The sequence below is a fragment of the Paenarthrobacter sp. NCHU4564 genome (assembly GCF_052156435.1).
Lineage (GTDB): Bacteria > Actinomycetota > Actinomycetes > Actinomycetales > Micrococcaceae > Arthrobacter.
The window spans coordinates 247,822-268,756 of sequence record NZ_JBQLIS010000005.1 but is presented as its reverse complement, the minus strand read 5'-3'; the positions used below and the strand labels follow the sequence as shown (position 1 = coordinate 268,756).

Here is a 20,935-nt window from a genome sequence, read left to right as displayed (position 1 = left end):
CCCTGCAAACAAACCGCCACAAAAAAAAAAACCCAAAGTGTGTCCATTTTGGGCGGTTTTTGCCGGCAAAAAACGCCAAAAATTGCGACCCAGTTGGGTTCGGGTGGGCTGAATTAAGTTGTGCACAATGTAATTGTGAGCTACCGTTTCTCCCATGAGTGATGCTCCCCGGCTCCGCCACCAGGTCTGCTTTGCGCTGTACGCGGCGTCGAAAGCCGCGACGGCGGTCTACCGCCCGGTGCTCGACGACCTCGGCCTGACCTACCCGCAGTATCTGGTGATGCTGGTGCTTTGGGAGGAGGAGCCGCGGAGCGTCCGCGCGGTTGGTGCCGAACTGGGCCTGGACTCCGGCACGCTGTCGCCGTTGCTGAAGCGTCTTGAGGCCATGGGCCTCGTGGAGCGGCACCGCTCGGCGGAGGACGAGCGGCGTGTGGACGTGGTCCTCACCGACGCCGGAACCCGCCTGAGCGCCAAAGCGCAAGCCGTGCCCCTGCGCCTGGCCGAAGCAGCGGGCCTGTCGGCTGACGAAATGGCCCAGCTGCATGCCACCCTCGGGAAGCTCACCGCCGCCCTCCATGCGGCACCCTGACTTTTCCGCTGCACCACAATCCACCACAGAGAAGGGGAACAGACCCATGAAGACCCTGTACACCGCAGAGGCCTTGGCTTCCGGCGAAGGCCGTGACGGCAATGCCCGCACCAACGACGGCAAACTGGATGTCGCCCTCGCCAGCCCTGTAGAACTGGGCGGCAACGGCCAAGGCACCAACCCTGAACAACTGTTCGCGGCAGGATATGCAGCCTGCTTCCACTCGGCCCTGCGCCTGGTGGGCCGCAAGGAACGTGTGGACCTGACCGACTCCGCCGTCGCAGCCAAGGTCCACATCGGCGCCCTTCCGGACGGAGTGGGATTCGGGCTGGCGGCCGAACTCGAGATTGCCCTGCCGGCACTGGAGCGCGGCAAGGCCGAGGAGCTGATGGCCAAAGCGCACAGGATCTGCCCCTACTCGAACGCAACACGCGGCAACATGGCCGTCGACCTGAAACTGGTGGAGTTCGCCGCATGAGCATTCCAGAGACGCCAATGCCCGCCACTACCCGCGAAATCCACCTGGCCTCGCGCCCGTCGGGCCGGCCGGTCCCGGACAACTTCCGGCTCGTCGCCGCTCCCGTGCAGGAACTGAAGAGCGGCCAGATCCTGGTGCGGAACCAGTACATGTCCGTCGATCCTTACATGCGTGGCCGCATGAATGACACGAAGTCCTATTCGGCTCCCTTCCGCCTTGATGCAGCGCTCGACGGCGGTGCGGCAGGTGAGGTGATCGCGTCCCGTTCGGACGCGCACAAGGTGGGTGACGTCGTCGTGCATCAACTGGGGTGGCGGGACCACGCGGTGGTGGACGCCACCGCGGCAACCGTGGTGCCTAAGGGGCTGGCTCCGACGCCGGCCTTCCTTGGGGCGCTGGGCATGACCGGGCTGACCGCCTACGCCGGATTGCTCAAGGTGGCCGGATTCAAGGAAGGGGACGTCGTCTTTGTGTCCGGTGCAGCCGGGGCCGTGGGGTCAATGGTGGGCCAGATTGCCAAGGCAATAGGCGCCGGGAAAGTAATCGGCAGTGCGGGCTCGGCGGACAAGGTTGCCAGGTTGCTGGACCTGGGCTTTGACGCCGCCTTCAACTACAACGACGCTCCGGTGCTGGAGCAGTTGCGTCAGGCAGCGGGGGACAGCGGTATCGACGTGTACTTCGACAACGTCGGGGGCGACCACCTGGAAGCTGCTTTGGACACACTGACCGTGGGCGGGCGCGTGGCCATGTGCGGAGCGATAGCACAATACAACTCCACCGAGCCGCCGGCTGCGCCCAGGAACCTCGCTGTGGCCATCGGCAAGCAGTTGACGCTGCGTGGCTTCCTGGTGGGTGGCCAACGCGCCCATGCCGCCGAATTCAGGGAAAGGATGGCTGCGTGGCTGGCTGATGGGACGGTCCGCTACGACGAGACAATCGTGGACGGTCTGGAGAACGCCCCGCAGGCGTTTATCGATCTGCTGGACGGGGCCAATACGGGAAAGATGCTCGTCCGCTTGTGACGCAACAGCCCGGCTACTGCTTGGTAACAAAAGGTCAACAATCTGCCGCGGTGCCCGGGATTGTGCTATTCGGGTGTGGTCCAGCCCACTAGTGTTGGTGTCACCAAGTGCGCCTCGGCGCAGTGCTGCGAAGCATCAGTGAAAACAGAATTTCTGCCTCAGGTATAGGAAACGGACACTCATTGACCATCCGTCGTAGCCCACACCACTTTCTTCCTGGAGGAAAATTGAAGAAACCACTGCGCGCCGCCCTGAAGCGCGGTTCAATGGCTGGTGTCGCAACTGTTGGCGCAGCAGCGCTCCTGCTGACCGGTTGCGGCCAGGCTCCCGACGCCGGCTCCGGTGCGGCCACCAAGAGTGACTACACCGGCTGCATCGTGTCCGACTCCGGCGGATTCGACGACCAATCCTTCAACCAGTCCTCGTTCGAAGGCCTCAAGAAGGCTGAGACGGATCTTGGCATAACCGTCAAGTCCGCAGAGTCCAAGGCCAACAGCGACTTCGAGACCAACCTCAACGGCATGATCTCCGCCGGGTGCAACCTGACCGTCACCGTCGGCTTCCTCCTGGGCGATGCCACCAAGGCCGCTGCGGAAAAGAACACGGACAAGCACTTCGCGATCGTTGACTACTCGTACGAGACGCCGATCGCCAACGTCAAGCCGATCGTCTACGACACCGCCCAGGCCGCATACCTGGCCGGTTACGCAGCGGCCGCCACGTCCAAGACCGGCAAGGTGGGTACCTTCGGCGGTATCAAGATCCCCACGGTCACCATCTTCATGGACGGTTTCTACGACGGCGTCCAGGCCTACAACAAGGCCAAGGGCAAGTCTGTCCAGGTTGTCGGCTGGGACAAGGCCACGCAGGACGGTTCCTTCACGGGTGACTTTGAGAAGCAGGATACCGGCAAGCAGGTCACGCTCAACCTCCTGGACCAGGGCGCGGACATCGTGATGCCCGTCGCCGGTCCTGTGGGCAAGGGTGCAGGTGCTGCCCTGAAGGAAGCCAAGGCCGCCGGCAAGGACGTCAAGCTCATCTGGGTCGACTCGGACGGCTACCTCACCGCTCCCGAGTACAAGGACCTCATGCTGACCTCCGTGGTCAAGCAGATGGGCGAGGCCGTGGAGTCCGTGGTGAAGGACGACAAGGACGGCAAGTTCAGCAACGAAGCCTACGTTGGCACCTTGGCCAACGATGGCGTTGCGATCGCACCGTTCCACGACCTCGATTCCGCCGTCTCCTCCGAGACCAAATCTGAACTGGATGCCCTGAAGGCTGACATCGCCTCCGGCAAGCTGGTCGTTGAGTCGGCTGCGAGCCCCAAGAAGTAAACAATTCCACGACGCGCCGCCAGTACCGGGCCCCGGTACTGGCGGCGCGTTTTTGCCCTGACTACGCTGCTACCAAAAGGTAGTGGGCAGTACAGCCGTCCCTCGGACTCACAGAACGGTGGGAGTTGTGAAACTCGAACTGAAGGGGATCTCGAAAGCCTTCGGGACCTTCTACGCCAATCAAGACATTGACCTCGTGGTTGAATCCGGCCAGATCCATTGCCTCCTGGGCGAGAATGGCGCCGGAAAATCGACCCTCATGAATGTGCTGTATGGACTTTATGAGCCAACAGCCGGACAAATCCTCGTGGATGACCAGCCCGTCACCTTTCGCGGCCCCGGAGATGCCATGGCAGCGGGGATCGGCATGGTGCACCAGCACTTCATGCTCGTCCCGGTTTTCACGGTGGCCGAAAACGTGGCCCTGGGTGCCGAACCTACGTCCTTCGGCGGAGTCCTCAGCATTGAGGAAACCCGCCGGAAGGTCCGTGAAATTTCCGCCAAGTATGGCTTTGATGTGGACCCTGACGCCCTGGTGGAGGACCTGCCGGTTGGCGTGCAGCAGCGCGTGGAGATCATCAAGGCATTGGTACGCGACGCCAAAGTGCTCATCCTGGACGAACCCACGGCCGTCCTCACGCCGCAGGAAACGGACGAACTCCTTGACATCATGCGCCAGCTCAAGGCTTCGGGCACATCGATCGTTTTCATCTCCCACAAGTTGCGGGAGGTAAAGGCTGTCTCGGACGTCATCACGGTCATCAGGCGCGGACAAGTGGTGGGTGACGCTCCTCCCTCGGCCTCTGCCACAGAGCTGGCTTCCATGATGGTGGGCCGCCCCGTGAGCCTGAGCCTGGACAAGGCACAGGCACAGCCCAAGGAGACCACCTTCGTGGTGGAGAACCTGACAGTCCGTGCGTCCAACGGAACCAACGTAGTGGATGGCATCAGCTTCGATATCGCACAGGGCGAGATCCTGGCGATCGCCGGTGTGCAGGGTAACGGGCAGACTGAACTGACCGAAGCGATCCTTGGCGTGCAGGAGCACGTCAGCGGCTCCGTGACCCTGGACGGAAAACAACTGCTGGGACTGCCGGTCAAGGACGTGCTGCGTTCCGGCGTCGGCTTTGTCCCGGAGGACCGCACCGTGGACGGTTTGGTGGGGCCGTTCTCGGTTGCCGAGAACCTTGTCCTGGACCTCTACGACCAAGCGCCCTTTGCCAGCGGCGTCAGCATGAAGCCCGCCAAGGTGGCCGAAAACGCCAAGGCCAAGATTGAGGAATTCGACATCCGCACCCCCTCGGCGGGTGCAGCGGCCGGCACACTCTCCGGCGGCAACCAGCAGAAGGTGGTCATGGCGCGGGAACTGTCCCGCCCCCTGCGGCTGTTCATTGCCAGCCAGCCAACGCGCGGCGTGGACGTCGGTTCCATCGAATTCCTGCATAAACGCATCGTGGCCGAACGGGACGTTGGCACACCGGTCATGATCGTGTCCACGGAGCTGGATGAAGTGATCGAGCTCGCGGACCGGATCGCCGTGCTCTACAAAGGCAAGCTCGTAGGAATCGTGCCGGCGGGGACACCGCGGGACACCCTCGGCTTGATGATGGCCGGCGTCGGCCCGGAAGGAGGCTCCCATGACGGATAGGGACCCAGCAAACGCACCCGGACCCGATCACGTGGATCCGAAGGAAACCCGTCCGGAAGACACCTCCGAAGTCCGTGCCGCCGACGTCGCCCTGGATACTGCCGGCGGCATGATGGAACCCTCCATCGTGCCGGTTTCCTCCCAAAGCGGGGACCCCGGGCACCGCCAGGGCAGCACGATGCGCCGGATCGTCATGGGCAACGGGTTCGTCTCCGTCCTGGCCGTGATCGTGGCATTGATTCTCGGCGGCCTGCTGATCGCCAGCACGGACAGCCAGGTAGCCCGGACCGCTGGGTACTTCTTCGCCCGGCCCACCGATTTCCTCAGCGCCCTGTGGAACGCCATGACGGAGAGCTACGTGGCCCTGTTCCAAGGATCTGTCTTCAACCCGCGGCAAGGTTTCCTGCCGTTGCTGGAAACCATGACCGTAGCCACGCCGCTGATTTGTGCGGGCCTCGGCGTTGCCTTGGCCTTCCGCGCGGGTCTGTTCAACATCGGTGCCCAAGGCCAGATCATCATCAGTGCCACGCTGGCCGCGTATGTGGGCTTCGCCTGGCACCTGCCGTTTGGGCTGCACCTGCTGGTGGTCATCATCATGGGTGTCCTGGGCGGTGCGGTGTGGGGCGCGATCGTTGGCATCCTCAAAGCCCGCACCGGTGCCCACGAAGTCATCGTGACCATCATGCTGAATTACGTGGCGCTGTTCCTGCTGGACTTCCTCCTGAACACCGCGGCTTTCCGGCGGCCGGGCGACAACAGTCCCATCTCGCCGCGCCTGGACGAAACGGCAACGTACCCTGTCCTGATTCCCGGGTCCCGCCTGCACCTGGGCTTCCTGGTGGCAGTCCTGCTGACCTACGGCGTCTGGTGGCTGCTGAACCGTTCCACGATCGGCTTCGAGTTCCGGGCCGTGGGTGCCAACCCTGTGGCCGCCCGCACCGCCGGCGTGAAGGTTCCGCGGGCCACCATCCTGGTCATGGCGTTCGCCGGTGCCCTCGCGGCGTTCGGAGGCGTTGCCCAAGTGGCCGGTACGGAGAAGGTCCTCACAGGCGGCGTGGCAGCCCAGATCGGCTTCGACTCCATCACCGTGGCCCTGCTGGGCCGGAGCACGCCGTGGGGGACGTTCTTCGCCGGGCTCCTGTTCGGCGCTTTCCGTGCCGGTGCCGTCCAGATGCAGATCCAAACGGGAACCCCCATCGACATCGTGCTGGTGGTGCAGTCCCTGATCGTGCTGTTCATCGCGGCGCCCCCGCTGATCCGGTCGCTGTTCCGGCTGGAACCGAAGAAGAAGACCAAGAAGCCCAAGGCCACCGGCAAAGCTGAGCTGGCCAACGCCACCGGAGGTGCCAAGTGAGCGCAACATCCACCGCTCCGCGTTCCGGAGCAACCGCCCTGCCCGGCTTCAGGCCTTCCCTGAAGGTTCCGCTCTCCCTGGGTGTCCTGGCCCTGATTGCGTTGGTCTTTTTCGGCCTGATGGGTCCGGACCAGACCGCGGAGATGAAGATCAGCGATCCCGGTGACGCCGTCGCCGTCCCCGCCCTCCTCATTCCGGGCCAAGCAGGCGGGGTGGTGCTCGGCATCCTCCTGCTGGCCATTGCCGCGTACTCGATCTTCCTGTGGACCCGGGGCGAACGGTCTCCCAAATGGTTGCCCATAGCTTTCGCCGTGCTGTTCGTGTTTGCCCTGCTGGTGTGGATTGTTGCGGGCGCACGCCAGCCATCCATTTCCCTGGCCGGCCTCGTGGCGGGCTCCGTGACCCTGGCCGTGCCGTTGGTGTTCGGCTCCCTCTCCGGTGTCCTGTGTGAACGCGTGGGCGTGGTGAACATCGCGATCGAGGGCCAGCTGCTCGGTGGTGCCTTCACGGCGGCATTGGTGGCTACCGTGACGGGCAGCCCGTACGTGGGGTTGATCGCGGCAGCGGCTGCAGGTGCTGCCGTCTCCATGGTCCTGGCGGTCTTCAGCATCAAGTACCTCGTCAACCAGATCATTGTGGGCGTGGTGCTGAACGTGCTGGTATCGGGCCTCACCGGCTTCCTGTTCGGCACCGTAATGGTGCCCAACAAGGAACAGTTCAACACCCCTGGCCGCCTGGACATCCTGCCCATCCCGCTGTTGTCCGACATTCCGATCATCGGCCCCATCCTGTTCGAACAGTCGATCGCCGGTTACCTGATGTACATCGCGGTCGCCGTGGTGTGGTTCGGGCTGTTCAAGACCCGCTGGGGCCTTCGGGTACGTGCCGTGGGCGAGCACCCGCAGGCCGCTGACACCCTGGGTATCAACGTCAATGCCACGCGGTTCTGGAACGTCACGCTGGGCGGTGCGATCGCCGGTATCGGTGGAGCGGTGTTCACGCTGGTGACCATCGACTCCTTCACCAAGGACATCTCGGGCGGACGCGGCTTTATCGCGTTGGCGGCGCTGATCTTCGGGCGCTGGAACCCGATCGGGGCGTTCCTGGCTTCTCTGCTGTTCGGCTTCGCCTACAACCTGCAGTCGATCCTGGGGATCATCGGTACTCCCGTTCCGAGCCAGTTCATGGCCATGCTGCCGTACTTGGTGACCATCTTCGCCGTCGCCGGTTTGGTGGGTAAGTCGCGGCCACCGGCCGCCAGCGGCATACCGTACGTGAAAGGTTGACGATGCCCAAGGCCGACATCGACTGGCAAGCGCTGGAAGCTGCTGCGAAGCAGGCCATGGAGAAGGCTTACGCGCCGTACTCCAGGTTCCCGGTGGGGGCTGCGGCCCTCACCGAGGACGGGCGCATCATCAGCGGCTGCAACGTGGAGAACGCCAGCTACGGCCTGACGCTGTGCGCGGAATGTGCCTTGGTGGGCCAGTTGCACCTGGGCGGGGGAGGCAGGCTGGCTGCGTTCTACTGCGTTGACGGCCAGGGCAACGTCCTCATGCCGTGCGGCCGGTGCCGCCAGCTGCTCTACGAATTCCGGGCACCCGGAATGCAGCTCATGACCACGCAGGGAATCAAAACCATGGACCAGGTGCTGCCTGACGCCTTTGGTCCCGAGCACCTGGAGGAAAGCACGTGACAAGCACCGAAGCGTTCGACGCCGTCCAGATCATCACCATCAAACGGGACAAGGGCACGCTCACCCCGGAACAGATCGACTGGACGATCGATGCCTACACCCGTGGCGTCATCGCCGACGAACAGATGGCTGCGCTGAACATGGCCATCCTGCTCAACGGCATGGACCGAGACGAGATCTCGCGCTGGACGTCGGCGATGATCGCCTCGGGGGAGCGGATGGACTTTTCGTCGCTGACAAAGCCCGACGGCGGCAGGAAACCTACCAGCGACAAGCACTCCACCGGTGGGGTCGGTGACAAGATCACCCTGCCGCTGGCGCCGCTGGTGGCGGTGTTCGGCGTGGCGGTGCCGCAGTTGTCCGGAAGGGGACTAGGCCACACCGGGGGGACGCTGGACAAGCTCGAAGCCATCCCCGGATGGCGGGCCAACCTCAGCAACGCCGAAATCATGGCCCAGCTTCAGGACGTAGGGGCTGTGATCTGTGCTGCCGGATCGGGGCTGGCTCCTGCGGACAAGAAGCTGTACGCCCTGCGGGACGTGACCGGCACTGTTGAAGCCATTCCGCTGATCGCGTCCTCGATCATGAGCAAGAAGATTGCCGAGGGCACCGGCTCGCTGGTGCTGGACGTCAAGGTTGGCTCCGGGGCATTCATGAAGGACGAAGCCCGCGCCCGGGAACTCGCGGAAACCATGGTGGCGTTGGGCAAGGATGCCGGGGTGCACACGGTTGCTCTGATGACCGACATGTCCACCCCGTTGGGACTCACTGCCGGCAACGCCATCGAGGTGGAGGAATCGGTAGAGGTGCTGGCGGGCGGAGGCCCGGAAGACGTCGTCGAACTGACCGTCCGCCTGGCCGAAGAGATGCTGGCCGGTGCCGGCGTCCATGACGCCGATCCTGCCGCGGCCTTGAAGGACGGGCGCGCCATGGATGTCTGGAACCGCATGATCGAGGCACAGGGCGGCGATCTGCGGGCTGCGCTGCCGGTGGCCAGGGAGTCAGAGGTTGTCTATGCTCCGGCGGACGGCGTGCTGGTGGAACTGGACGCGCTCTCCGTGGGCGTCGCCGCCTGGCGCCTGGGTGCGGGCCGGGCCCGGAAGGAGGACCAGGTGCAGGCAGCTGCCGGGGTACGGTTGCACGCCAAGCCCGGTGCGTTGGTGCGGGCGGGGGAGCCGCTCATGACGCTCCTCACCGACACCCCGGAAAAGTTCGACCGTGCCAAGGAAGCGCTGCGGGACGCCGTGGTGATTGCTCCAGAAGGATCCCGTCCTGCCCGGCAGCTGATCATCGACCGCATCGCCTAGGCTTAATGTTCCGGGTTGTCCTCCCGTGGGCACCCGGAACACCAGCCTTCCGGCGCCCATGGCGCCGGCTACCCGAAGGAAACCGTGCAGGGCATCAACGATTTCATTCTCGCCGCGGCAGAGCAGCCCTGGGTGCTGGCCCTGGTGCTGGCGTGTTGTCTGATTGACGGTTTCTTTCCCCCGATTCCGAGCGAGTCCGTGGTGGTCGGTTTGAGCGCCGTGTCGGGCAGCGGGGGGTCTCCCAACGTCTGGTTGCTGGCAGTGGTGGCAGCCGTGGGGGCTTTCTCCGGCGACAACATCGCCTATCTCATCGGCCGCCGGATCGGCATCCAACGGTGGCGGTGGATGCGGACCCAGCGCATGCAGGGAGCCTTCCGCTGGGCGGGCAAGGAATTACGACGGCGGGCGGCCTCGCTGATCATGGTGGCGCGGTTCATCCCGATCGGACGGGTGGCGGTGAACCTGACCGCTGGGGCCACACATTTCAACCATCGCCGTTTCGTGGCGCTGACCTCCCTTTCAGCCATCCTATGGGCGGCGTACTCGGTGGTCCTCGGATACTTTTTCGGGGTCTGGTTCGAGCACAACCATCTGCTGGGCGCAGTGATCGCGATCGTGGTGGCCGTGATCCTGGGGATCATCATCGACCGCATCATCAGCAAGGTCCGCGGATCGACTCCCCTGGAGAACGGCAAGGTGGAGGCCGACGACCTGAAGGGAACCGGTCCGGCCAGGAACGTCCCGGAGGGCGAGGCGCCTTCTCCACCCACGGTATGACGCCACGGGGTGCCCAAGATCAGTCCGGCGGCTGACGGCGGAACCAGGCCGTCGCGGATAGCGTTAAGTTTGTGATCCCGCAGGCTGGGGCGTAGCGAACGACGTCCCGGCCATGGGACACTTAGAGCGACTTCCGTCACAGTGTCAAGTCATATTCGCCGAGGAGCTACCGCCGCGTGGAGTTTTTGAACCAAATGCTCGAGCATGCAGCCGGGCAGCCGTGGATTTATCCGGTACTCCTTCTGTTCTTCTTCATCGACGGTTTTGCCACTATCCTCCCCAGTGAAACAGCCATTGTGGGGCTCTCGGCGCTGTCCCTTCACAGCGGGGAACCCAATCTTTGGATCCTAGGTACCACGGCCCTGATCGGGGCCATGGCCGGGGACAACATGGCGTACCTGCTGGGCCGCAAGATCGGCCTGACCCGGTGGAAGTGGATGCGCCGGCCCAAGGTGCAGAAAATGTTCGCCTGGGCCCAATACGAGCTGGACAAGCGGGGCGCGGTGCTGATCTTCACGGCCCGTTACATTCCGTGGGGACGCGTGGCCGTGAACTACGTGGCAGGCCAGACCGGGTTCCGGCACCGGACGTTTTTCTGGCTGGACGCCTTCGCCTGCATCACCTGGGTCGGCTACTCGATCGGTATTGGATTGCTCGCCGGCCAATGGGTGCACAACAACCCGTTGCTTGGCGTGGGAATCGCCGTGGCGTTCGCCGTGCTCCTGGGGATCGTGGTGGACCACGCCCTGCGCTGGTGGCACAAGTACCTGGAGAAGCGGGACATTGCCCGTGACGAGGCTGCCCGCGCGGAGGTGCCCCTGGTTGCAGCTGCCGAGATGACGCATCAACCGGCAGCTGCAGGCGACGTTTCCAATCCTGCTGGCTAAGCTCCCTGCCGTCCCCCTACAGTGGGGTACGTGACTGAGCCCATTGTTGACGCTGCCCCTGCCCTCGACTTCGACCTGAAGAGCCTGCCCAAGGTTTCCCTGCACGACCACCTGGACGGCGGGCTCCGCCCGGCCACCATCATCGAGCTGGCCGAGGCTGTAGGCCACACACTGCCCTCCACGGATCCCGTGGCACTGGGCGAATGGTTCCGGGAGTCCGCCGACTCCGGTTCCCTGGTGCGCTACCTCGAGACGTTCGACCACACCATTGCCGTGATGCAGACCAAGGAAGGTCTGTTCCGGGTTGCCAAGGAGTTCGTTGAGGACCTCGCCGAGGACGGTGTGGTGTACGGCGAAGTCCGGTGGGCCCCTGAACAGCACCTGCAGAAGGGCCTGACCCTGGACGAGGTCGTGGAGGCGGTGCAGGACGGCCTGGAAGCCGGCGTCGATGCTGCCGAAGCCCGCGGCCAGCAGATCCAGGTGGGTCAGTTGATCACCGCCATGCGCCATGCCGATCGCGGCCAGGAAATTGCCGAACTCGCGGTCCGCCACCGGGCCAAGGGCGCTGTGGGCTTCGACATCGCCGGTGCCGAAGACGGCTTCCTGCCCTCGCGCTTCAAGGATGCGTTCACGTACCTGGCGGAGAACAACTTCCCTGCCACGGTCCATGCCGGTGAGGCCGCCGGGCTGGACAGCATCCAGTCGGCGCTGGTGGACGGCCGTGCCCTGCGCCTGGGCCACGGGGTTCGGATCGCCGAGGACATCTCGGTGGAGTTTGAGGACAACGCGCCCGACGACGGCGAAGGCACGGTCGGCATGGTAACGCTCGGCGGCGTGGCCGCCTGGGTGCGCGACCGCGGCATCGCCCTGGAGATCTGCCCGTCCTCCAACCTTCAGACCGGTGCAATCTCCACTTTCGGCGAGGGCATCGAAAGCCACCCCCTGGACATGCTCTTCCAGCTGGGTTTCAAGGTCACCATCAACACGGACAACCGCCTGATGAGCGGCGTCAGCCTTACGGATGAGTTCGAACTCCTGGTGGAGACCTTCGACTACGATCTTGACGACCTGCTGGAACTGACGCTGAACGCGGCCGAAGCAGCGTTCCTGCCGCTGGATGAGCGCGAGGCCCTGGTCGAGTACATCAACGATGCCTACGCCAACCTCGGCTGAGGGCATCGATCAGCTCATCACAACAATCAGTGCCTTGCGGGAGCACTGCCCGTGGATGGGCGCGCTCACCCACGAGTCCCTGGTGGAGTACCTGATCGAGGAAGCCTACGAGGTGGTGGACTCGATCGAGGCTGGTGCTGTTGATGATGAGCTTCGCGGTGAGCTGGGCGATGTGCTGCTTCAAGTAGTGCTTCACGCCCGGCTCGCCGAGGAGCGGGGCAGCTTTGACTTCGAGGACGTAGCACGGGACATCAACGCCAAGATGGTCCGGCGGAACCGGCACGTCTTCAAAGCGGACGGTTCCCTGCAGGAGAGTTTCCCGGCGAGTGTAGAGGAAATCATCCTCAAGTGGGACGCCGCCAAACGCGCGGAGAAACCGGAACGTGCCGATCCGTTCGAGGGCATTCCGCCGCACCTTCCGGCGTTGGCGGCAGCGCAGAAGTCACTGGACCGGGCTGCCCGCGCGGGCCTGTCCGTCGCCGCCCAAAGCCGCCCGGCCGACGTCGTGGTTCCTCTCATCCCGGCCTCGGAAGAGGCGCTGGGGGAGCTGCTGCTGGCCGTCGTGGCGGGCGCGCGGGAACGGGGGCTCGATGCCGAACGGGCCCTCCGCAAGGCCGTACGCGCTTTCCAGGACCACCCCGGCCCGGCTTCGTGACGTTAGTCTTGTGAATCCGTGCCGTAACCTGGCCCCCTCTCGACTACGCTAGTAGCGACGAGGACGTTGAGAATTTCCCTCCACATTCCTGTAATTCGCCCATAAGGAGCACATCCATGGCGCTTATCGATGCCATCCACGCCCGCGAGATCCTTGATTCCCGCGGAAACCCGACCGTAGAAGTTGAGGTTCTGCTCTCCGACGGCCAGATCGGCCGCGCAGCAGTTCCCTCCGGTGCCTCCACCGGTGAGCACGAGGCTGTTGAGCTTCGCGACGGTGACAAGGGCCGCTACCTCGGCAAGGGTGTCCAGAAGGCTGTTGACGCCGTCATCGACGAAATCTCGCCGGCCCTCATCGGCTTCGACGCCACGGACCAGCGCAGCATCGACCAGGCCATGATCGACCTCGACGGCACCCCGAACAAGGGCAAGCTGGGCGCGAACGCCATCCTGGGTGTCTCCCTGGCCGTTGCCAACGCTGCTGCAGCATCCTCGGACCTGCCGCTCTACAAGTACCTGGGCGGTCCGAACGCCCACGTCCTGCCGGTCCCGCTGATGAACATCCTCAACGGTGGTTCCCACGCCGACTCCGACGTGGACATCCAGGAATTCATGATCGCCCCCATCGGCGCCGAAACCTTCTCCGAAGGCCTGCGCTGGGGTGTTGAGGTCTACCACAACCTCAAGTCCGTCCTGAAGGAAAAGGGCCTCTCCACCGGCCTGGGCGACGAAGGCGGCTTCGCGCCGAACCTGCCCTCCAACCGCGCTGCCCTGGACCTGATCCAGGAAGCCATCAAGAACGCCGGCTACACCCCGGGCACTGACATTGCCCTGGCCCTGGATGTCGCTTCCTCCGAGTTCTACAAGGACGGCACCTACCAGTTCGAAGGCAAGTCCTTGAACTCGGCCGAAATGAGCGCCTACTACGCCGGACTCGTTGAGGACTACCCGCTGGTTTCCATCGAGGACCCGCTGGACGAGAACGACTGGGAAGGTTGGAAGACCCTCACCGACACGATCGGCGACAAGGTCCAGCTGGTGGGTGACGACCTCTTCGTCACCAACCCGGTCCGCCTGCAGCAGGGCATCGACGCCGCGACGGCCAACTCCCTGCTGGTCAAGGTCAACCAGATCGGTTCCCTGACCGAGACGCTCGACGCCGTTTCCCTGGCCCAGCGTTCCGGCTACACCACCATCACCTCGCACCGCTCCGGCGAAACCGAGGACACCACGATCGCCGACATCGCCGTTGCCACCAACGCCGGCCAGATCAAGACCGGTGCCCCGGCCCGCTCCGAGCGCGTTGCCAAGTACAACCAGCTGCTGCGCATCGAAGAAGAACTCGACGACGCCGCACGCTACGCCGGCCGCAGCGCGTTCCCGCGTTTCAAGGGCTAGCCTTCCGCGAAAACAGCTGACCGGTGGCTATGGTGGAAATGACCATAGCCACCGGTTCCGTTTAACGCTTGCCTGCAGAACCGCGGGCTGAGCCGGACCAAAAGTCCACGCAAGGCGCAGGGCAAGCGCACAACCGCCAGGCAAGCACCGGGCATTACAGGAGTGTCATGGCTACCCGTCGTCCAAAGGTCCCCAGGGCCGACGCCCTTGGAGGGTCCTCCCGAAAGGACCGGCCGTCCGGCACGGCGGCCACCCCTGCCAAGAGTGATGCCGGCGGTGGAGACGTCATCAAGGCCGAGTTCGGCGGCGCCCGTACCGGGACAGGAAGTCCCACGGCACCCCCGGCCGCAGCTGCGTCCGGTAAACCGGCAAAGCCTGCCGCCAAATCCTCCGCACAGCCCGGGAAACCCGAACCGTCAGAGATCAAGGACAACGATCCCGTACCCGCCAAGGCCTTCTCCGGCAGGATGCTCGCGCTGGCAGTGGTGATGATTGCGATCACCATCATGCTGGCGCCAACGGTGCGTATCTTCTTGGAAAAACGGGCAGAAATTTCGGCCCTGGAAGCCGAGATTGCGGGCCGCAAAGCCGAGCAGGCCGAGCTCAACAAGCAGCTGTCGCGGTGGCAGGACCCCAACTACGTGAAACAACAGGCCCGCGACCGCATTAACATGGTTATGCCGGGTGAAACGGGCTACTGGGTATTTGGCGGGGAAGAAGCCGCCGGTACCCCGGGTGGCCGCACCGGCTCCGGATCATCTGCCAACCCGGCGAACCTGCCATGGGTTGATGCGTTGTGGGAGTCCATCAGACGATCGGCGACAGACTAGACGCGGTGCCCGCCGCCATCGTGTCCGCATGGGACACGGCAACAAGGGCAGGAAGGTTGGCAGCGCTCGTGGAAGAGAACACGGCAGCAGTGCCGCAGGAATCCCGGCAGCCGTCAGCACATGACCTCGACGTTCTCAGCCGCCAGTTGGGCAGGCCGGTGCGTGACGTCGTCGAAATTCCGGCCCGCTGCGTTTGCGGCAACCCGTTGGTGGCCGCCACGGCACCGAGGCTCAGCAACGGCACGCCGTTCCCCACCACGTTCTACCTGACCCACCCCGTCATCACCTCCGCGGTGTCCCGGCTGGAGGCCGGCGGGCTGATGAACGAGATGAACCAACGGCTCATGGAGGATACGGAACTGGCCGGGGCCTACCGTGCGGCTCATGAGGCCTACCTCCAGGCCCGCAACGACATTGCCGGGCGCTCGGGAACCGGTTCCGTCCCGGAGATCGACGGTATTTCCGCAGGTGGGATGCCCACGCGCGTGAAGTGCCTCCACGTCTTGGTGGGGCATTCCCTGGCTGCGGGGCCGGGGGTCAACCCGCTCGGCGATGAAGCATTGGAAGCCATCGCGGAGTGGTGGACCAAGGACCGCTGCTACTGCGATGGTGCCTGGGAAACGGCCGGCGAAGCTCCGTCCAGGGACCTGAGCCGCCACGGTCCGCAGGGCCTGCCGGACATCGTGGGCCGCCCTGCGCCGGTCCGGAAAACCAAGCTTCAGGACATTGAACCGGGGGATGATGCATGAGCAGGGTTGCAGCGATTGACTGCGGAACCAACTCCATCCGATTGCTGATCGCCGACGTCGCCGGGGACGCCGGCGCACCGCCGCTCACGGACGTGGTCCGGGAAATGCGCGTGGTCCGGCTTGGCCAAGGTGTGGACGCCACCGGCGAGCTTGCTCCCGATGCCTTGGACCGTACTTTTGCCGCTGCCAAGGACTACGCTGCGCTGATCAACCACCACGGTGCCGGCAAGGTCCGGTTCGTGGCGACCTCGGCAACCCGGGACGCCCGAAACCGCCAGGTATTTGTCGACGGTATCGGCGACCTCCTGGGCGTGGAGCCGGAAGTCATTTCCGGTGACGAGGAAGCCGCCTTGTCCTTCGCAGGCGCCAGCAGCGTGCTGCCGGTCCAGGGTGAGGACGCCGTGCTGGTGGTTGACCTTGGCGGTGGCAGCACCGAGTTCGTCCTGGGTGATGCCAACGGGGTGATCGCTGCCCGGTCCGTGGACATCGGCTGCGTCCGGCTCACCGAACGCCACTTGCGCAACGATCCCCCCTCTGCTGCGCAGATCGCCGCAGCAGAGGCCGACGTCGATGCCGCCCTTGACGAGGCGGCCCTTGCCGTTCCGCTGGACCGCGCCTCTGTTGTGGTGGGTGTGGCGGGTTCGGTCACCACCATTACGGCCCATGCACTGGGCCTGACGGAATACCAGCCCCACCGCATCCACGGTGCCCGCCTGGACCTGGAATCCATCAGCGATGCCGCCACCAGCCTCCTGGAGATGACGCGGGCCGAGCGCGCCGTTTTGCCCTACATGCACCCCGGACGCGTGGACGTCATTGGAGCCGGAGCCCTGGTGTGGCGCCGTATCCTGCAGCGCCTGTCGGATGTCAGCAAAGGCTCCGTCAACGGAGCCGTCTCCAGTGAGCATGACATCCTTGACGGCATAGCCTTGAGCATCCGGGATTCTGCATGACGTTGACGCGTCGACGCTCCTTTTCCGCTGCCATGTCGGTCCTGCTGGCCGGTGGCGCACTGGCAGGGTCCCTCTATGCGGCGCCACCTGCCGCCGCGGATGCCTGGCGGGACAAAGAGTACTGGCTGAAGGAGTCCGGTATCACCGCAGCCTGGGAAGTCTCCAAGGGAGCGGGCGTGAAAGTGGCTGTCATCGACAGCGGCGTGGACGGCAACCACCCTGACCTGCGCGGAGTTGTCACCGGGGGAGCGGATGCCTCCGGCGCGGGAGCTTCCAACGGCCAGAAGAGCATCGGCGCCAAACCGGAGCACGGCACCCTGGTGGCCACCATGCTGGCGGGCAGGGGTCATGCCACGCCCACCGCCTCACCGTCAGCCTCGCCCTCTGCTGTTCCTCCTGCCCCGGCACCTGCCGGCGGGCCGGACGGCATGGTGGGGGTTGCCCCTGAGGCCCAGATCCTCGCGGTCTCCACGTGGCTTGGCTCGCCCAATCCCGGCGGCAAGACGGACCAGGAGCAGATTCCGGACGCTGTCCGCTGGGCCGTGGACAACGGTGCCAAGGTCATCAACATCTCACTGGGCAGCACTTCCCCGGACTGGCCGCAGAGCTGGGACGCCGCGTTCCTCTACGCCGAACAGAAGGACGTGGTCATAGTGGCGGCGGCCGGAAACCGCGTGGGAGGCAACGTCCAGGTGGGTGCTCCTGCCACGATTCCCGGCGTCCTGACGGTGGCAGGGCTGGACGGCGAGGGCAAGGCCAGCATCGATTCCTCGTCCCAGGGCATCAGCATCGGCGTGGCTGCACCTGCTGAGAACCTCGTGGGCGGCATGCCCGGCGGCGGCTACGCCGAATGGGCCGGCACCTCGGGAGCTGCTCCGATCGTTTCCGGCGTAGCTGCCCTGATCCGGTCCAAGTGGCCGGAGATGAGTGCCAGGCAGGTCATCAACAGGATCGTCAGCACGGCCAAGGATGCCGGGGCCCCGGGGAAGGATCCGATTTATGGCTACGGGATCCTCAATGCCGAGGCCGCGCTGAAGGATGATGTGCCGGCTGCTGCCGCCAACCCCTTGGGGTCCATTGCGGACTGGATCCGAGTGCACCGCCGCGGCGACTTCAGCACTCCGTCGCAGGCTCCCGTTGCCAGCCCCACCAGCGCAGCACCCACGTTGGCCGATCCCACGGTGCCCGTCGCCAAGACACCGGCGCAGGTGGATGATGCCCTGCCTGCCGCGGTGGTACTGGGCTTTGGGGCGTTGTTTGTCCTGATCATCGCAGGTGCCGCGATCCAGCTGCGGCGCGTCGCCCGCAGTGCCCCGGCGCAGGCCGAGGAGGCCGACATCGGCGTGATGGAGGCAGTGGATCCGCCCGCCAAACCGTAGTTAGTGAAGATTTTCACAAAGTACTGTACTCTGGTGTCATGGCAACCACCCCAGAGCTCATTGACCGTCCGCGGGTTCTCGTCGTAGGCGGCGGCTACGTCGGCCTGTACGTAGCCCTCAAACTGCAGAAGAAGATCGCGAACGCAGGTGGCATCGTCACCGTCGTCGATCCGCTGCCCTACATGACCTACCAGCCGTTCCTCCCCGAGGTGGCCGGTGGCAACATCGAGGCACGCCACGCCGTCGTGTCCCACCGCAAGCACCTCAAGCAGACTGAGCTCATCCAGGGCCGCGTCACCAGCATCGACCACGCCAACCGCACGGCAGTGGTTGCCCCCTCCGATGGCGGCGCCCCGTTCGAGGTTCCGTACTTCGACGTCGTTATTGCCGCAGGTGCCATCACCCGCACGTTCCCCATCAAGGGCCTGGCGGACAAGGGCATTGGCCTGAAGACCATTGAGGAAGCCGTTGCATTGCGCAACAAGCTCCTGGAGCGCATTGAAGCCGCTTCCACCATGACCGATCCCGCCGAACGCGCCAAGGCCCTCACCTTCGTGGTGGTCGGTGGCGGTTTTGCCGGCATCGAGTGCCTCACCGAAATGGAAGACCTCGCCCGCGCGGCAGTGCGCAACAACCCGCGCATCCGCCAGGAAGAAGTCCGTTTCGTCCTTGTCGAAGCCATGGGCCGCATCATGCCCGAGGTCACGGCACCGCAGGCTGAATGGGTCGTCGAGCACCTCCGCAGCCGCGGTATCGAGGTTCTGCTCAACACTTCGCTGGACAGCGCCGATGGCACCCTCAAGCTCATCAACCTGCCGGACAAGACTTCCGCAGGCGAGGTCGAAGCCGACACCCTCGTGTGGGCTGCAGGCGTTCAGGCCAACCCGATGATCCGTTCCACGGACTTCCCGTTGGAGCCCCGTGGCCGCGTCCGCGTCCTGCCGGACCTCCGCATCGCCGGTGACGAGGGCATCATCGAGAATGCCTGGGCCGCCGGCGACATCGCCGCCGTCCCGGACCTCACGGGCAAGGGCCTGCCCGACGGCACCTGCGTTCCCAACGCACAGCACGCGCTGCGCCAGGCCAAGAAGCTCGCCAAGAACCTTTGGGCTTCCCGCTGGGACAAGCCGCTGCACGACTACAAGCACAAGAACCTTGGCGCTGTGGCCGGCTTCGGCGAGTGGAAGGGCGTTGCCAACATCAACCTCCTGGGCCGCATCGGCCTCAAGGGCGGCCTCGCATGGCTGGCACACCGTGGTTACCACGGCATGGCCATGCCTACGGTTGAGCGCAAGTTCCGCGTGATCTTCGGCTGGATCCTGTCCTTCTTCGCAGGCCGCGACACCACGCAGCTGATGGACCTGGACAACCCGCGCGGTGCATTCGTTGCCGCAGCCACCCCGGCCCCCAAGCCGGCCGCCGCTCCCGCGCCGGCCCCGGCTCCGGAGAAGCCCGCCGAGGAGAAGACCCCGGTGACGGCTGACGCCAAGTAGCAAACGCCCGACGGCGGCCGCCCACTTCAGGTGGGTGGCCGCCGTCGACGTTTAACCGCAGACCAGCCGCGCAGACGGCCCCTAGACTGTTCCCATGCCCGGCGAAACCGACCTCACCACGCTGCTCCAGTCCATGCATCCTTCCCTCCGGGAGGGAGATTATGTGTACGCGTTGTGGCCGCACGGCAAACCCTTGGAGGGGGAGATCGAAGCCGCTGTCCGCGAGGCGGAAGGGCTGACCGTAGTCCTGCATCGCGGGGAGGCGGACCGGCTGGGCCTGGCCTACGACTTTGTTGCTTCCTGGATCACGCTGCAGATCCATTCGGCTTTGGAAGCCGTGGGCCTCACTGCGGCCGTCAGCGCAGCGCTGACGCACGCCGGGATCAGCTGCAACGTCCTGGCCGGCTTCCACCACGACCACTTGCTGGTGCCGTCGGCTGACGCGGACCGGGCCCTTGAAGTGCTGCGGCTGCTCTCGCGTGGCATCGTCCTGCGCAACGAGCGGCCCGAGGACCGGCCGGCGATCCTCGCCTTGACCTCCCGGGCATTCTCGATATCCCCGGTGACCGGCGCCCCGGTGGACGGCACACCCGTCGAAGTGGGGCTGCTGCAGGAACTGTTCGACTGTGCGGAGTACTTGCCCGGGTTCAGCATCGTGGCCGAAATGGGCGGCGACATTGTGGGCCACGTGATCAGCACGCGCGGTTGGGTGGACGGCCTTGAACTCTTGGCCCTGGGCCCTATCGGCGTGGAGCCGACGTTGCAGCGCCGCGGGATCGGCTCGGCGTTGATGCGCGAAACGCACGCGCGGGCCGTCACCGCGGGGGAACCGGGCATAGCCCTCCTCGGCAGTACCGGCTATTACCCGAAATTCGGCTACGTTCCGGCGACCAGTGCGGGGGTAGCGCCTCCCGAGGAAGTGTGGGGCGACCACTTCCAACTGCTAACGCTGCCGGGATGGCCCGACGGCGTCCAGGGCACCTTCCGCTACGCGCCGCCGTTTGAACGCCTCTAGCTGGGATACCATGGTCCGGGCGCCCCAGTAGCCCAATTGGCAGAGGCAGCGGACTTAAAATCCGCGTGTTGTGGGTTCGAGTCCCACCTGGGGCACTGCCGGGGGGGGGAAAGTCCTGAACTTTCCCTCCTTCTGCGTTTTTGCACTGTGGGCAGACTCCCAGCTTTCATGTAGATTCCCCACAGGCAACGAGTGTTATAGG

General features: G+C 64.9%; 20 protein-coding genes and 1 tRNA gene. All 21 read left to right on the top strand.

The window, feature by feature from the left end:
* The first annotated feature begins 154 nt into the window (after positions 1-154).
* The 21 genes from ACSVIE_RS07980 to ACSVIE_RS07880 all read left to right on the top strand — a co-directional run bounded on the left by ACSVIE_RS07980 (position 155) and on the right by ACSVIE_RS07880 (position 20,828).
* A complete protein-coding gene (locus ACSVIE_RS07980) occupies positions 155-589 on the top strand; it encodes a MarR family winged helix-turn-helix transcriptional regulator (RefSeq protein ID WP_442423513.1) in 435 nt (144 codons plus the stop codon).
* Positions 590-635: 46 nt separating this feature from the next.
* Positions 636-1,067, top strand: coding sequence for an organic hydroperoxide resistance protein (locus ACSVIE_RS07975; RefSeq protein ID WP_426006449.1), 432 nt, complete (start codon positions 636-638; stop codon positions 1,065-1,067).
* A complete protein-coding gene (locus tag ACSVIE_RS07970) occupies positions 1,064-2,089 on the top strand; it encodes an NADP-dependent oxidoreductase (protein WP_442423512.1) in 1,026 nt (341 codons plus the stop codon). The genes ACSVIE_RS07975 and ACSVIE_RS07970 overlap by 4 nt, the downstream gene beginning before the upstream one ends.
* Before the next feature lie 227 nt (positions 2,090-2,316).
* Positions 2,317-3,423 (top strand): BMP family lipoprotein, encoded by a 1,107-nt coding sequence (locus ACSVIE_RS07965; protein WP_426006451.1) that lies wholly within the window; start codon positions 2,317-2,319, stop codon positions 3,421-3,423.
* Positions 3,424-3,550: 127 nt separating this feature from the next.
* On the top strand, positions 3,551-5,071 hold the full coding sequence (locus ACSVIE_RS07960; protein WP_442423511.1) for an ABC transporter ATP-binding protein: 1,521 nt from the start codon (positions 3,551-3,553) through the stop codon (positions 5,069-5,071).
* Positions 5,061-6,425 carry an ABC transporter permease gene (locus tag ACSVIE_RS07955; protein WP_426006453.1) on the top strand — a complete coding sequence of 455 codons (1,365 nt, stop codon included), beginning with the start codon at positions 5,061-5,063 and terminating at the stop codon, positions 6,423-6,425. Before ACSVIE_RS07960 ends, ACSVIE_RS07955 begins: the two co-directional genes overlap by 11 nt.
* A complete protein-coding gene (locus ACSVIE_RS07950; protein ID WP_426006454.1) occupies positions 6,422-7,711 on the top strand; it encodes an ABC transporter permease in 1,290 nt (429 codons plus the stop codon). The genes ACSVIE_RS07955 and ACSVIE_RS07950 overlap by 4 nt, the downstream gene beginning before the upstream one ends.
* A 2-nt stretch (positions 7,712-7,713) precedes the next feature.
* Positions 7,714-8,118: a cytidine deaminase gene (locus ACSVIE_RS07945; protein WP_426006455.1), complete on the top strand. Its 405-nt coding sequence runs from the start codon at positions 7,714-7,716 to the stop codon at positions 8,116-8,118.
* A complete protein-coding gene (locus ACSVIE_RS07940) occupies positions 8,115-9,425 on the top strand; it encodes a thymidine phosphorylase (RefSeq protein WP_442423510.1) in 1,311 nt (436 codons plus the stop codon). Before ACSVIE_RS07945 ends, ACSVIE_RS07940 begins: the two co-directional genes overlap by 4 nt.
* An 84-nt stretch (positions 9,426-9,509) precedes the next feature.
* Complete coding sequence (locus ACSVIE_RS07935) at positions 9,510-10,202, top strand: DedA family protein (protein ID WP_442423516.1); 693 nt, start codon at positions 9,510-9,512, stop codon at positions 10,200-10,202.
* A 194-nt stretch (positions 10,203-10,396) separates the two neighbouring features.
* A complete protein-coding gene (locus tag ACSVIE_RS07930; RefSeq protein WP_426007501.1) occupies positions 10,397-11,089 on the top strand; it encodes a DedA family protein in 693 nt (230 codons plus the stop codon).
* Positions 11,090-11,119: 30 nt separating this feature from the next.
* Positions 11,120-12,262, top strand: a complete 1,143-nt coding sequence (locus ACSVIE_RS07925; RefSeq protein ID WP_442423509.1) for an adenosine deaminase — start codon at positions 11,120-11,122, stop codon at positions 12,260-12,262.
* A complete protein-coding gene (locus ACSVIE_RS07920; protein WP_426006458.1) occupies positions 12,240-12,917 on the top strand; it encodes a MazG nucleotide pyrophosphohydrolase domain-containing protein in 678 nt (225 codons plus the stop codon). The genes ACSVIE_RS07925 and ACSVIE_RS07920 overlap by 23 nt, the downstream gene beginning before the upstream one ends.
* A 116-nt stretch (positions 12,918-13,033) precedes the next feature.
* Positions 13,034-14,314: a phosphopyruvate hydratase gene (gene eno / locus ACSVIE_RS07915; RefSeq protein ID WP_426006459.1), complete on the top strand. Its 1,281-nt coding sequence runs from the start codon at positions 13,034-13,036 to the stop codon at positions 14,312-14,314.
* Between the two features lie 167 nt (positions 14,315-14,481).
* The gene (locus ACSVIE_RS07910; protein WP_426006460.1) at positions 14,482-15,144 is read left to right on the top strand and encodes an FtsB family cell division protein; all 663 of its coding nucleotides are present in this window, start codon (positions 14,482-14,484) and stop codon (positions 15,142-15,144) included.
* 68 nt (positions 15,145-15,212) lie between these two features.
* A complete protein-coding gene (locus ACSVIE_RS07905; protein ID WP_426007502.1) occupies positions 15,213-15,893 on the top strand; it encodes a DUF501 domain-containing protein in 681 nt (226 codons plus the stop codon).
* A complete protein-coding gene (locus ACSVIE_RS07900; protein ID WP_426006461.1) occupies positions 15,890-16,846 on the top strand; it encodes a Ppx/GppA phosphatase family protein in 957 nt (318 codons plus the stop codon). Before ACSVIE_RS07905 ends, ACSVIE_RS07900 begins: the two co-directional genes overlap by 4 nt.
* A complete protein-coding gene (locus ACSVIE_RS07895; protein WP_442423508.1) occupies positions 16,843-18,225 on the top strand; it encodes a S8 family serine peptidase in 1,383 nt (460 codons plus the stop codon). Before ACSVIE_RS07900 ends, ACSVIE_RS07895 begins: the two co-directional genes overlap by 4 nt.
* Before the next feature lie 38 nt (positions 18,226-18,263).
* Positions 18,264-19,718 (top strand): NAD(P)/FAD-dependent oxidoreductase, encoded by a 1,455-nt coding sequence (locus ACSVIE_RS07890; protein WP_426006464.1) that lies wholly within the window; start codon positions 18,264-18,266, stop codon positions 19,716-19,718.
* Between the two features lie 94 nt (positions 19,719-19,812).
* Positions 19,813-20,733 (top strand): N-acetyltransferase, encoded by a 921-nt coding sequence (locus ACSVIE_RS07885; protein ID WP_442423507.1) that lies wholly within the window; start codon positions 19,813-19,815, stop codon positions 20,731-20,733.
* 21 nt (positions 20,734-20,754) lie between these two features.
* Positions 20,755-20,828 (top strand) — tRNA-Leu (locus ACSVIE_RS07880).
* Positions 20,829-20,935: the final 107 nt, after the last annotated feature.